General features: G+C 71.3%; 12 protein-coding genes. 8 read left to right on the top strand and 4 right to left on the bottom strand.

Annotated elements, in window-relative coordinates; all coding sequences use genetic code 11:
• Positions 1–70: 70 nt before the first annotated feature.
• Positions 71–829, bottom strand: coding sequence for a GntR family transcriptional regulator (locus HUW46_RS25295; RefSeq protein ID WP_215541307.1), 759 nt, complete (start codon positions 827–829; stop codon positions 71–73).
• A gap of 253 nt (positions 830–1,082) precedes the next feature.
• On the opposite strand from HUW46_RS25295, the gene HUW46_RS25290 reads away from it, so the two are divergent.
• Both HUW46_RS25290 and HUW46_RS25285 read left to right on the top strand, forming a co-directional pair.
• Positions 1,083–2,132 (top strand): SIS domain-containing protein, encoded by a 1,050-nt coding sequence (locus tag HUW46_RS25290; RefSeq protein ID WP_215541306.1) that lies wholly within the window; start codon positions 1,083–1,085, stop codon positions 2,130–2,132.
• Positions 2,129–3,106: an N-acetylglucosamine kinase gene (locus HUW46_RS25285; RefSeq protein ID WP_215541305.1), complete on the top strand. Its 978-nt coding sequence runs from the start codon at positions 2,129–2,131 to the stop codon at positions 3,104–3,106. The genes HUW46_RS25290 and HUW46_RS25285 overlap by 4 nt, the downstream gene beginning before the upstream one ends.
• A 63-nt stretch (positions 3,107–3,169) precedes the next feature.
• Here HUW46_RS25285 and HUW46_RS25280 read toward each other — a convergent pair whose 3' ends face one another.
• Positions 3,170–3,829 carry a DUF3159 domain-containing protein gene (locus HUW46_RS25280; RefSeq protein ID WP_215541304.1) on the bottom strand — a complete coding sequence of 220 codons (660 nt, stop codon included), beginning with the start codon at positions 3,827–3,829 and terminating at the stop codon, positions 3,170–3,172.
• A gap of 236 nt (positions 3,830–4,065) precedes the next feature.
• On the opposite strand from HUW46_RS25280, the gene HUW46_RS25275 reads away from it, so the two are divergent.
• The 5 genes from HUW46_RS25275 (at position 4,066) to HUW46_RS25255 (ending at position 7,520) form a co-directional block, all read left to right on the top strand.
• Positions 4,066–4,902: an SGNH/GDSL hydrolase family protein gene (locus tag HUW46_RS25275; protein WP_215541303.1), complete on the top strand. Its 837-nt coding sequence runs from the start codon at positions 4,066–4,068 to the stop codon at positions 4,900–4,902.
• 62 nt (positions 4,903–4,964) lie between these two features.
• Positions 4,965–5,684 carry an OmpA family protein gene (locus HUW46_RS25270; protein WP_215541302.1) on the top strand — a complete coding sequence of 240 codons (720 nt, stop codon included), beginning with the start codon at positions 4,965–4,967 and terminating at the stop codon, positions 5,682–5,684.
• Positions 5,685–5,704: 20 nt separating this feature from the next.
• Positions 5,705–6,100 (top strand): LapA family protein, encoded by a 396-nt coding sequence (locus HUW46_RS25265; RefSeq protein WP_215550532.1) that lies wholly within the window; start codon positions 5,705–5,707, stop codon positions 6,098–6,100.
• A 45-nt stretch (positions 6,101–6,145) separates the two neighbouring features.
• Positions 6,146–6,622, top strand: a complete 477-nt coding sequence (locus HUW46_RS25260) for a DUF6932 family protein (RefSeq protein ID WP_215541301.1) — start codon at positions 6,146–6,148, stop codon at positions 6,620–6,622.
• A gap of 16 nt (positions 6,623–6,638) precedes the next feature.
• Positions 6,639–7,520 carry a hypothetical protein gene (locus HUW46_RS25255; RefSeq protein ID WP_215541300.1) on the top strand — a complete coding sequence of 294 codons (882 nt, stop codon included), beginning with the start codon at positions 6,639–6,641 and terminating at the stop codon, positions 7,518–7,520.
• A 109-nt stretch (positions 7,521–7,629) separates the two neighbouring features.
• On the opposite strand, the gene HUW46_RS25250 is transcribed toward HUW46_RS25255, so the two are convergent.
• Both HUW46_RS25250 and HUW46_RS25245 read right to left on the bottom strand, forming a co-directional pair.
• Positions 7,630–10,401: an AfsR/SARP family transcriptional regulator gene (locus tag HUW46_RS25250; RefSeq protein WP_254124896.1), complete on the bottom strand. Its 2,772-nt coding sequence runs from the start codon at positions 10,399–10,401 to the stop codon at positions 7,630–7,632.
• Positions 10,402–10,731: 330 nt separating this feature from the next.
• Positions 10,732–11,904 (bottom strand): cytochrome P450, encoded by a 1,173-nt coding sequence (locus tag HUW46_RS25245; protein ID WP_215541299.1) that lies wholly within the window; start codon positions 11,902–11,904, stop codon positions 10,732–10,734.
• 118 nt (positions 11,905–12,022) lie between these two features.
• On the opposite strand from HUW46_RS25245, the gene HUW46_RS25240 reads away from it, so the two are divergent.
• Positions 12,023–12,886, top strand: coding sequence for a helix-turn-helix domain-containing protein (locus tag HUW46_RS25240; protein ID WP_215541298.1), 864 nt, complete (start codon positions 12,023–12,025; stop codon positions 12,884–12,886).
• Positions 12,887–13,138 lie beyond the last annotated feature (252 nt).

Below are 13,138 nucleotides of genomic sequence, written 5' to 3'. Positions count from 1 at the left end.
ATTTAGCGGGCTAAACGCGCTCGACGGCCCCGAAGATTCCGGCCAGGGGGGAGGGGGACCCGGAGAACGGCTACGGGCGGTTCAGGGTGGTGATGAACTTGTACCGGTCGCCCCGGTAGATCGAGCGGACGAACTCGACCGGCTTGCCGTCGTCGGCGAAGGAGTGCCGGGACAGCAGCAGCATCGGCATGCCGACGTCGGCGCCGAGCAGTTCCGCCTCCTGCGGCCCGGCGAGCGAGGTCTCGATGGTTTCCTCCGCGCGTTCCATCTCGACGCCGTAGTGCTCGCGCAGCACCGAATACAGCGAGCCGCCCGCCGAAATGTGCTTGCGCAGCCCGCGAAACCGGCCGAGCGGGAGGTGCGTGGTTTCGAGCGCCATCGGCTCGGCGTCGGCGAGCCGCAGCCGCCGCATGCGCAGGATCTTCGATCCGTTGCGGATGCCGAGGAGCTTCGCCAGTTCGGCCTCGGCCACCAGTTCTTCGATTTCGAGCAGTTTCGAAGACGGCTCGCGGCCTTGCGCGCGCATGTCCTCGGTGTAGGAGGAAAGCTGCAGCCGCTGCGCGAGCTTCGGCTCGGCGGCGAAGGTGCCTTTGCCCTGCACCCGGTGGAGCCTGCCCTCGGCGGTCAGGTCGTGCAGCGCCTGGCGGACGGTCGTGCGCGACACGGTGAACTCGGTGGCCAGGGTGCGCTCGGTCGGGATCGGCGAACCGGGAGGGAGCGCGTCGAGCAGGTCGAGCAGGTGCTGCTTCAGCGCCCAGTACTTGGGCTCGCGCTGCCCGCGCGCACCCGTTGCCGCACCGGGGTCCCCGGCGGTCGTCGACTCCAACATGACCCGCTCCCTGCTCTTTCTCCCACCAGCGGACGCCACCGGCGCCCGGACGGTTTCCTGGGACAGTGTGCCGCACGCCGCCTGGTTTTGGTCGGCATGGGCGTCACTCGTGCGGTGCGAAACGAGCGGTGCGGAGCCCTCGGCCTGCGACGCTCGCGACGCTAGGCTTCCCGTACCACCCCCCTCCCGGGTTAGCATTGGTCTAGACCTTGCCGGGCCGGGGGCCGGGCGGACACCGCCGAAAGAGGAGAGCATGACCGAGAGCGAAGTACGTCCTGGCGAGTTCATGGCCGCCGAGATCGCCGAGCAGCCCGCCGTGCTGGCCGGCCTTCTCGAGCGCCGCGCGGACATCGCCGCGGTCGCCTCCGCCATCGCCGAGCGCCCGCCGCGATTCGCGCTGCTCGCCGCGCGCGGCAGCAGCGACCACGCCGCGCTCTACGCCAAGTACCTGATCGAGGTGCTGCTCGGGCTGCCAGCCGGACTCGTCTCACCGTCCACCGTCACCCTCTACGGCGCGCGGCCCGACCTGCGGGACGTCCTCCTCGTCTCGGTGAGCCAGAGCGGCGGCTCGCCCGATCTCATCGAGGTCACCGAGGCCGCGCGCAAGCAGGGCGCGCTCACCGTCTCGGTCAGCAACACCCCGTCCTCGCCGCTGCACAGCGCCGCCGAGCTCGCCGTCGACATCGGCGCGGGCAAGGAGAACGCGGTCGCCGCGACGAAGACCTACTCGGCCACGCTGATGGCGCTCTACCTGCTGATCGACGCCGTCCGCGGCGGCACCGGCGCGGACGCGGCGAACATCGGCGAGCTGGCGGAGCGGACGCTGCGCGAGGCGGAGGAAGGCGTGCGTCGCGCGACGGACCGCTACCGCTTCGTCGACAGGGTGATCACCACCGGTCGCGGCTACTCCTACGCCACCGCGCTCGAATCGTCGCTCAAGCTCGCGGAAACCAGCTATCTCGCCGCGCGCGCCTACAGCGGCGCGGACCTCCTGCACGGCCCGGTCGCCGCGATCGACGGCGACACCGCGGTGCTCGCGATCACCGGCGCCGGGCGCGGTGGCTCGGCGATGCACGACGTGCTCGACGCGGTCGCCGACCGCGGGGCCGACGTACTCGCCGTCGGGTCCTCTTCGGACGATGTCCCCGCCGCGCTGCGGATCCCGGTTCCCGTGGTGGCCGAGGAACTCGCTCCGGTACTCGAAGTGCTGCCGGTGCAACGGCTCGCGCTCGGGCTCTCGCTCGCGCGCGGCGGCGACCCGGACCGCCCGCGCGGGCTGAAGAAGGAAACCAAGACCAGGTGAGCCACGTCGTCGGAGTGGACGCGGGCGGTACCTCGACGCGCGCGATCGCGATCGACGCCGAGGGAACCGTGCTCGGTGCAGGCCGTGCCGGTGGCGCGAACCCCAATTCGCACCCGCCGTCCGAAGCGGCCGCGCGCATCGCCGAAGCGATCTCGCTCGCGCTCGGCTCACTTGATCCACTTCGGACGGACGCCTGCGTGGTCGGCATGGCCGGGGTGAGCAAGCTCAGCGATCCGGCGATCGCGGACGTGTTCGAACGGTCGTGGGCGGCGCTCGGGCTCGGCGGCGAGGTGCACGCGGTGACCGACGCCGAGGCCGCGTTCGCCTCGGCGACGGTTTCCCCCGACGGCACAGTGCTCGTCGCCGGCACGGGATCGATCGCCTGCCGGATCAGGGACCGGCGGCTGGTGTCCACTTCGGGCGGTTACGGCTGGCTGCTCGGCGACGAAGGCTCGGCGTACTGGATCGGCCGCGAAGCGGTGCGCGCGACGCTCTCCGCGCTGGGCAAGGGCAAACCCCTCGACGGGCTGCCCGCCGCGGTGCTCGCCGAAGCGATCGGCGTGCGCGAACTGACCGGAGAGGACGAACGGCTCGCGGTGTCGCGGCGGCTCATCACCGCCGTCAACGGCGAGCCGCCGATCCGGCTGGCGCGCTTCGCCCCGCTGGTGAGCGAAATCCTCGACGAGCCGTCGCGCGCGATCGTCGAAGCGGCAGCGGACCTCCTCGCGGAAAACGCGCTGGCGACCAGGGACACCGGCGAGCGGACGCCGATCGTGCTGGTCGGCAGCGTGCTCGGCACCGACAGCCCGGTTGGCGCGCTGGTGCGGGAACGGCTCGCCACCCACGAGGTGCTGAGCAGTTCCGACGGGGTGCTCGGCGCGGCACGCCTCGCCGCGGCGAGGGCGTGGGGAAACCCGGACAGGATCGATACCGGAACGAACACGGCACGACGGGATTCGCGAAAACTCGGCTGAACCGCCGTTCGGGGCGTACCGTGGTAACCGGCCCCCGGACCTCCCCCCTCGCCGGGGGCCATCTCATTGCCCTTTTCCGGGCTCCGGCTCGGGTGCGGCCAGCCGCAGGCCGGGGTGCTCGGCGGGCAGCACCTTGTAGAGCACCCACCCGCTCACCGCGATGGTCAGCGCCTGCAGCGGCCAGGTGAGCACGGTCCGCGCCACGCCGAGCGCGACGAGCTGCCCCGTCCACCACAACGGCACGTACACGAGCACGCGCAGCACGTACTGGCACGACCACACGAGCGTCGCGATCGAATACGCGCGCAGCAGCGCGGGATCCTTGCGCCACCGGGTCTTCTGGCCGAGCAGCAGTCCCACCACGACACCCAGCAGCGGCCACCGGATCGCCGCGCTCGCCGCCCACAGCAGCGCACTGGCCACATTGGACAGAACCTGGATCAGGAAGAAGTCCTGCGCGCGCCCGGTGTGCAACGCGATCAGCGCGGCGGCGATCACCGCGGCGAGGCTCACCACCACGGCGCGGGCCCGGTCGCCGCGCGCCAGTCTGATCGCGCCGACCACCACCGCCACCCCGATCGCCGCCCACGCGCCCCACGCGATCGACTGGCCCGCGGCGAGCCAGCCGACGACGAACCCGACCGGGGGCAGGCTCGCGTCGACGGCGCCCTTGCGCCCGCCGAGCACACTCGCCAGGGATTCACGGGAAGGCGTGTCGTTCACGTTCCCCAGACTGCCCGAACGGGGCGCCGTCGGCGACGTCCGGGGAGACGAACACCACATCGGAACGCACATCCGAAGTGAAATAGGGGTAATGCGCGTGCGCTCGTGGCCGACAAGGTAAGAAACTATGACTTCCGAGGAAACCGACGGTGGCGTAGGTCGGGACTACCGGAGGATGCTCGGGTGTTGATCAGGGGACGTGGGGTCCAGGGGCGAAGTGGGAAAGGGGACAGCGGGTGTACGGCTTCGACAGCTACGTGGCGATCGGTGACAGCTTCACCGAAGGACTGAACGACGAGCTTCCGGACGGCAGCTTCCGCGGCTGGGCCGACCGGCTGGCGGAGCTGCTCGCGGACGGGCACCCGGGGTTCCAGTACGCCAACCTCGCGCTGCGCGGCAAGATGCTGGCCGAGATCATGGCCGAGCAGGTGCCGATCGCGCTCGAGATCAAGCCCGACCTGGTCACGCTGTGCGCTGGCGGGAACGACATCATCGTGCCCGGCGCCGACGTGGACGCGGTCGCCGCCCAGTTCGAGGCCGGGGTGGCGGCGCTGCGCGCGGCCGGGATCACCGTGGTCATCTTCAACGGGCCGGACACCAAGACGCTGTCGGTGATGCACATGCTGCGCGGGAAGGTCGGCATCTACAACGCCCACCTGTGGGCGATCGCGGACCGGCACGGCGCGCGCATGGTGGACCTGTGGGCCATGCAGCCGCTGCACGACCGCCGAGCCTGGAGCGACGACCGCCTGCACTTCACCCCCGAGGCGCACCGCAGGATCGCCCTGCGGACCGCCGAGGCGCTCGACATCCCGGTGGACGGCGACTGGCGCGAGCCGTGGGGCGAGCTGGCCCCGTCGACGTGGATGGACTCGCGTCGCTCGGACCTCACCTGGACGAAGACACACCTGCTGCCCTGGATCAAGCGCCAGCTCCGCGGCGAGTCGATGGGCGACGGTCTCGCGCCGAAGCGCCCGGAACTGGCCCCGTTCGCGAGCGAACCGGTCGTTCCGCCGGTCCAGCAGGCACTCCCGGCCCCCGATCGCCTCACGGATCCGGCCACGGCCAGCTGACCTGCTAGTACGCGAGATCGGCTTCGGTCGCGAGTTGAGCCGCACCGGCTTACAGTCGCTTCATGTCGGCTGCTCGACTGGCGTGGCTGGTGCCGCTCGCACTGCTGGTGAGCGGCGCACTCGCGCTGCTCGCGACCTGGCAGCGCGCGGACGGGATCGAAGCCGATCTCAGTTCCCGTTCCGAGGCCGCGCTCGCGTCGGCTGGCCTCGGCGGCGGATCGGTCATCTTCGAAGGTCGTGACGCGAAGCTGCACGGATTCGGCGCGGACACCGCCGAGCGGGCCGTGGAGACGGTACGCGACGTGGACGGCGTGCGGACCGCGTCGGCGGAGGACGTCGCGCCCGCCGCGCCCCCGAGCGCGCCCGCCGCACCGAGCACCGCGCCGCCGCCCGCACCGCCCCCGAGCGGCGGGCCGCCCGAGCCGCGCCTGACCAGGCAGGCCCTGCAGGCCCAGATCGACGACGCGCTCGCCCGAGACCCGATCACGTTCGAGCCGGACACCGCGGAACTGACCGGAGAAGGCGAGCGCTCCGCGAAGCGGATCGCCGAGCTGGCCGCGAACGCGCCGTCGGACGCCCGGCTCGAAATCGACGGCCACGTCGCGAAGGGGCCTGGCGGGAAGAACGCGGCGCGCGAGTTGTCGAAGGACCGCGCGGAAGCCGTCAGGAAAGTGCTTACCGAGGCCGGAATCCCCGCGGACAAGCTCGTCGCGAAGGGGTTCGGGGACAGCAAGCCGAGTACGAAGGGTGACGACCGCAGGGTCGAAATCCGCGTGCGCTGACCGGGACGAGGTGGGGCATCATGCTGTGGCTGTTCGGCCAGATCTGGCTGTGGCTGCTGATCGCGTTCGCGTTGGGAGCGCTCGTGGCCGGGCTCCTGATCAACGCCGCCAACCGCAAGCGCGAACGGCGCGCGGCCGAGCAGGAGGACACCAGGCACGTTTCCTCGCTGCCCGCCGCGGACGACGAGCACGATCCGCGCGACGTGCCCTACGACCAAGAGGCGGACCATTTCCTCGCGGCGCACGAGCCGTCGAAGTGGCCGGAAGACCCCGACGAACCGGATCCCGGCCGTCGCGAAGGCACGCTTCCCGGATTCGAGAACGCCCCGCACGAGAACTGGCCACGCGAATCCGGCGCGCCGGCGTGGCCGGGTGAGGACGACTGGCCACCTGCCAAGCCCGGCCGGGGCCGCTGATAAGTTCGACGACCGACAGTGACACCGGGCCGGAAGGGGGCGGACGTGCCACTCCCTCCCTGGTTGCCGACGAACTTCCTGCCACCGGGACGGCATCCCGCGGACCTCGCCGACATCTACGAGCGGCTCGTTTTCGACGCACCGCACCAGAACGAGCGCGAGATCCTGTTCAGCGCGCTCAACAGCTACCTCGGCGTGGTCTCGAAGGTCATCCCGGCCGGGCGGGCGTGGGTCGGCGGGGAGTTCATCGCGCGCACGGACATCGTGCCCGGCGGCCTCGACGTGGTGCTCATCCCCGAGGACTGGGGAACGCTGAAACGCTTGCAGGGCCCGGCGCGCGAGGCGCTCTACGGCCTGCTGACGCTGCGCGGGGTGATCATCGGGCAGCCCGTGATGTACCTGAACCAGGTGCAGCCGGTCGGTGGCCTGCTCGACGGTTTCCTCGCCTTCCCGAGCGACGAGGAGACCTGGGAAGCGGCGTGGTCGAGCCTCGGCCAGGGTTTCCCGGAACTGACGTGGTGAGCGGAGAGAAGCAGCGGTGAACACGTTCCGTCAAATCGCCGAGGACATCCCTGGCGGCACGTGGCTCGACGACCTGGCGCGCGCCTCGGCGATGGCCGCGCACGCCAAGTTCGAACGCACCTCGCGCTCGCCGCTGCTGAAGGTGTCGATGCTGGGGTCCACGCAGGCCGACGCGTACACGTTCTCCGACATCGGCAGGGCGCTGCAGGACGCGACCGCGAAGATCGGGCACATCATCCGCAACCCGTCCGGCGAGGTCACCATCGTCCAGCCGGCCGACCGGGACAAGGCGCCGCTGATCCAGCGCGGCCAGGCGGGCAACACGATCTTCTTCGGCTTCCCGGAACCGGAGCCCGCGGACGCGCTCATCCACGACGGGATCGAGACGCTGTCCGAACGCGCGGTGAAGGAGCTATGCGACTTTCTGCCCGCGAACGGTTCCGACGACGGCGCGCTCGACGCGGTCCTGCTGCAGCGCGACACCGTCCGCAACGCGGTGAGCGACGTCGTGAACGCGGTGACGAAGAACGCCGGCATCGGGCTGCAGCTCACCCCGACCGCGGGCGACGAGGTGGTCCGGAGCCTGACCTCGGACCAGGCCAAGGTGCTGCATTCGAGCCTGCGCGAATCGCGCGAGGAGATCGGGTACGAAACCGTCTCCGGCAGGCTCGACGGGGTGCGCACGCGCCGCCGGATCTTTTACTTGGAGCGGGAGAGCGGCGGCACCATCCAGGGCGCGGTCGCCCCGGACCTGCTGGACGAGATCAAGGAGAACCTGGACCGCCCGGTGACCGCGAGGCTGCGGGTGGTCCGGACCACGACGATCGACGGAAGGCGCGGGCGTCCGGTGCACGAACTGCTGGAGATCACGCGCGAAGTGAGCCTCTTCGACCAGTGAGCGGCCCGAATCTGGCAACGCCGACCAAGGCTCGGACCTCCCCGGCCGAGCCAGGTCGGCGTTGTCGCAGAACCCTACGGCCACTCGGCCCAATGTCGCTAAGAATCCGCTAAGAGCCGCCGCTGAGCGGCTCGGCGCGGGTCGTGACCTGCCCCGGCGTGTTCGCGCGTTCGCGAAGCTCCACCGACAGCGTGAACTGTTCGCGCGCGCCGGCACTGTCGCCGACCGCGCGGAGGATCCTTGCCAGGGTCGCACGCGTGACGCCTTCGCGCAGCACGAAACCGCGACTCACCGACACCCCGATCGCCTCGCGCGCGTACCGCTCCGCCTCGGGGTAGCGCCGCGCCGCGAGGTGGAGCCCGGCGAGGTTGTCGAGCGAGACGGCGGCGTGCGCGTCGTCGCCGAACTCGCGGTCGATCCGCAGCGACGCGAGCTGCTGGTTGATGGCTTCGTCGTAGTTCGCGCGGTACTTCTCGCCGTAGGCCAGCGCGGTCCGCGCGCGCACCTGCAGCGCCAGCTCGCCCTTCTGCACGGTGGCGTCGACGAGCGGGCGCAGCCGCATGAGCGCTTCGTCGGCCTTCTTGGTCATGATCAACGCCGCGCAGGCGTGGATTTCGGCGACGCGCCACAGCGATTCGTCACCGGTCCGCCGCGCGATCGCCATCGCCTCTTCGGCGTCGGGGAGACTGCCCTCCGGTCGTTCGAAAGTGAGCGCCAGCGCGCATTTCGCGACCAGCATGCGGCCGCGACCGGTCTCGCTGCCCGCCGCGACGGCCGCCTTCATACCCAGGTCGACCAGCCGCCGCCACTCGCCGCGCAGCGGGCGCACGACGCGGTAGTCGTGCATCACCGCGGCGAGCTGCCATGCCTGGTCCGGCGGTACCGCTTCGAGCATCGCGAGCAGGTTGGGCCAGTTCGTGGCGAACCAGTCGAGCGCGGCGTCGACCGAGTCCAACGGCGGCACCTCCTCGTCGCCGAGCAGCGCGGTGAAATCGGCGGGGAAGGTCACCGGCCGGAGCCTGCGGCGGGCCCGGTCCGCCACCGCGAGGTAGTAGGTGGTCGTCCTGGACAGCAGTTCGGCGCGCTCCTGTTCGCCGAAGGCGTTCTCGCCGAGTTCGCGGAGGTACAGGCGGACCAGGTCGTCGTGCGGGGCGAACACGTCCTTGCTGGTTTCGGTGATCAGGTGGTGCGCCGCGAGCGCGCGCAGGTGGCGGCGCGCTTCGGTACTGGTCAGCTCGCCAAGCAACGCGGTCAGCTGCGGCGAAACCGAGTCGCCGACGACGGTGCCCAGCACGCGCGCGGTCGCGGCCACCGCGGGCGCCAGCTCGCGGTACGAGGCGTCGAACGCCGCGCGCACGCTGGTTTCCGTGCCGAAGTCGAACCCGGCCAGCCTGGTCCGCTCGTTGGACAGCTCGCCGACCAGGTCCGAAACCGTCCACTGTGGACTCGCGGCGAGCCGGGCCCCGGCGACCCGCAGCGCGAGCGGGAGGTGGCCGCACAGGTTCGCCAGCGCGCGGTTGAGGTCGTAGTCTCCGGGGCCGGACAGCTCCTCGATCACCTGCACCGCGTCGTTCGAGGGCAGGGTGCCGAGCACGCGCGCCCGCGCCACGTGCGAGACCGCGAGACCGTCCAATCTGGACCTGCTGGTGACCACGGCCATCGAGCGCGAGCCGGGGGGCAGCAGCGGGCGCACCTGTTCGGTGTCGCGTGCGTCGTCGAGCACGACGAGCACGGTGCGCTCAGCGAGCAGCGAGCGGTAGAGCGCGATCCGCTCCTCGATCGGCTCGGGTATCTCGGCGGGCGCGACACCGAGCCCGCGGAGGAACTGCGCGAGCGCCGCGTGCGGCCGGAGCGGGGAGTCCTCCGAGGAAAACCCGCGCAGCGCCGCGAACAGCACGCCGTCGGGAAAGCGCGGCGAGACGCGGTGCGCCCACGACACCACGAGCGCGCTCTTGCCGATCCCCGCCGTCCCGGTGACGACGGCGACCGCGCCACCGCCCTCGCCGGAGCGCGCGAGCTGCTCGTCGAGCCAGCCCAGCTCGGCCGTCCGCCCGACCAGCACCGGGACCGTCGACGGGAGCTGCGCCGGAGCGCCCGCCCTCGGCGCCGCGCGCCGGGTGCTGAGCTCGGTGGACGGCACCAGCTCGTCGTTGAGGATCCGGTCGTGCAGATCGTGCAGTTCGGGGCCGGGCCCGATGCCCAGCGTTTCGACCGCGAAACGCGCCGTGCGCCGGTAGGCCTGCAGCGCGTCCGCCCGGCGCCCGGTGAAGTACAGCGCGCGCATCAGCTGGCCGACCGAGCGCTCGGCGAGGGGATCGTCCCTGACCACCTGGCTGAGTTCGGTGATCACGTCGGTGTACTTGCCGAGCGCCAGCTGGGCGTCCATCAGCTCGCCGCGCACCGCGAGGCGCAGGTCGGCCAGCTCCGGCGCGCGCAGTCCGTCCGGGACGCCCACGAGCGACGGACCTTCCCACAGCGCGCTGGCTTCGGAGAGCAGCGCGACCCTCTCGCCCGGCGCGCGGCCCCGCGCGGCTTCGAGCAGCCTGCGGGCCCGGTACACGTCGATGCGCTCCGGGCTGGCGACGAGCCGGTAGCCCGGTGTCGCGGTGTCGATCCTGATCTCGCCGTCGGGGCCCTGCACCGAACGGAGCGTGCGGCGCAGCGCGGAAACGTTGCCGTGCACGATGGTCCGCGCGGTGGCCGGCGGATCGTGGTCCCACAGCGCGTCGATGATGCGGTCCAGCGCGACGATCCGGTTCGCCTCGAGCGCCAGCATCGCGAGCAGGCCCCGCACGCCGGGCCCGCCGATCGGCACCGGCTGCCCGCCTGCCACCAGCTGGACGGGACCGAGAACCCGGAAACGCAGGTCTGCCTCGGCCAACCATCCCTCCCGGTTCCACGAGCGCGTTTAGCCCGCTAACTGCACTTCGACCGGGATCCAACCTACCCGGGAGTCGGCCCGAAGTGGAGGATCTGGGCGGCACCGATTCGTGTGCCGCTATACGTCGAAACGGTTCGCTAGCGCCTGTATCGAAGTGGCGGAGCCACTTGAGTGGGCCGTCACCTTGCACCGGCGCGGGTTCTCAGGTGGTTCCTCGCGAGGACAGCTCCACCGTGGTGACCTGGCGGTCATGAGGGGGAGATCCCGGAGTGAGGGGCCGCCTGAGGTTCCGCTACCGGCACCGCCACGCAAAGCACTTCGAAACAGTCTCTAGCGGCCGAGGAGGACCGGGAGGCTGGAGGGGCCGCGGAGGACCGGGGTCATCCTGCTGCCGACCCGTGCGTCCGCGCCCGGTGCGAGCCGCATGTCGGGCAGCCGTTCGACGAGCACCTTCAGCCCGGCGGTCAGCTCCGCGAGCGCGAACCGCGCGCCGAGGCAGGTGTGCGCGCCGTCGCCGAAGGCGAGCGTCGCCATCGCGCGCCGGTCGAGGTCGTAGACGTCCGGATCGGGGTAGACCGCGGGGTCGCGGTTGGCCGCGGTGATCGCGAAGATCACCGGTGTGGCAGGCGGAATCGTGATGCCGTGCCATTCGGTGCCGCGCGTGCAGAGCCTCGGCAGCATGCCGACCGGCGGCTCCCACCGCAGCGCTTCCTGCACCGCCCAGGACAGCTCGGTCTTGGGGTGGCGGCGCACCTTCGCGAGCTGGGCCGGGTGGGTCAGCAGCGCGGCAAGAATGTTGCCGAGCGACAGCATCACGGTGTCGGCCGCGGCGGGGAACAGCAGGCGCGCGAACGCGAGCACGGATTCGTCGCTGTACCCGTCCACGGTGAGCAGCGTCGAAATCAGGTCGTCGCCGGGATGTTCGCGGCGGCGCCGGATGATCTCGCGCAGGTAGGCGCCGAACTCGTCGGACGCGCGCGCCGCGCCGTCGGGTTCGACCGGGTAGTAGTACAAATCGTGCATCCAGCGCCAGAGGACCGATTCGTCGGCGAGCGGCAGGCCCAGCATCCTGGCCACGACCAGCACCGGGTACTGCTCGGTGAACTCGACGACGAGATCGACCTCGTGCCGGGAGAACCGGTCGACGAGCTCGTGCGCGACGGGTTCGAACAGCGCGCTCCCGTACCCGCCGACCAGCCCGTCGTGGAAGGCGGGGGTGGCCAGCCGCTCGTGGATCCGGTGCGCCGCACCGGCCATGCACTGCACGGTGTGGCCGAGCACCGGCCCCGACGGCGGGTGCGCCGCGGCGGCGGGGAACGTTTCCTCGTCCTTGAACGCGGCGGTCACCAGCTCGTGCGTCAGCAGGACGATCGCGCGGCCACCGCCGAACGGGACCACCGCGTAGGGCTTGCGCCGGCGTAACGTGGCAAGCAGGCGATGGGCGTTCGGGATGTTCCCGGACGCGAAATCGACTCCTTCGACATCCAACTCTCCCAGCGTCATGCCGGCCCCTGCTCCAAGACGATCACTGGTGATGACGAATATTCGTCGCTATTCTTACGATTATTCGATGCCCGCGACACTATGCGCAGGCGGGCGGGAAGCACAAGAGGTTCGAGCTGTGAGTGGTTCACCGCCGACGTCGCGCGTCGTGTCGGTCGTCGAACTGCTCGCCGCCCGCCCCGACGGCTGCTCGGTCGCCGAGGTGACGGCGAGCCTCGAACTGAACCGCGCCACCGTCACCTCGGTGCTCGCCGAACTCGAACGCACCGGGTGGGCACGCCGCCGCGCGGACCGCTCGTACGTGCTGGGGCCGGGTTTGCTCGGCGTCACCGAGGCCGTCCGCGCCGCGCTCCCCCTGCCACGCGGCGCCGCGGACCGGGTCGCCGCGCTCGCCGACGAAGTGCGGTGCGGTGCCTCGCTGAGCCTCGTCGAGCCGCACCGGATGACCTTCGTCGCGGTGTCCGAAAGCGTCTCCGGCAGGCTCCCCGGCGGCCTCGCGGTCGGCACGCGGATCCCGCTGCTGCCGCCGACGGGTGCCACGGTGATGGCCTGGCGCGACGCGCGCGAGCAGCGGGCATGGCTCGACGACGCCGACGAACACGAGCGCGAAGGGTTCCGCGAGATGCTCGCGGCGCTGGCCGGGCGCGCGATCACGGTGTGGCGGCTCGACGACAGCGCGGCCGATCTGCTCGGCGTTCTCGCGGACGTGGTCGACGCGCTCGCGGATCATCCGACGCGCCACCACCTCCGCCGCCGCGCACTGACCGAACTGAGCAGGCTGGTGGGCAACGCCTACCGCACGGACGAACTGGAAACCGATCGCCCGCTGCCGGTCAGCTATCTCGCGGCGCCGGTGTTCGCGGGCGGGGCCGCGACGCACGAACTGCAGATCGGGCCGCTGCACCCGGCGCTGGCGCGCGGCGAGCGCGAGCGGATGGCGCTGGCGCTGATGGCCGCGGCCGGAGAGCTGTCCCAGCCCTGAAACCCTTGCCGTGGAACGAGTACGGCCCCGCATCATCAGTCCCGATCTGATGGTGCGGGGCCGTACTCGGTGCGGCGACGCGGCACCGGAGAACCCGAAGCTCCAGCGCCGGACATCGCTACCAGTCCTTCGGTGGGCTCACCCCGAGCAAGAGGGACACACCGTCACACCGGCAACATCTCACCACTCCAGCACCTCGTACCTCCGAAGCGGTGCCGACAAGGTAACAGCACGCGCCCGGTCGATCACAAC

Source organism: Amycolatopsis sp. CA-230715, from assembly GCF_018736145.1.
GTDB lineage: Bacteria > Actinomycetota > Actinomycetes > Mycobacteriales > Pseudonocardiaceae > Amycolatopsis.
This window is presented reverse-complemented; position numbering and strand designations above follow the sequence as displayed.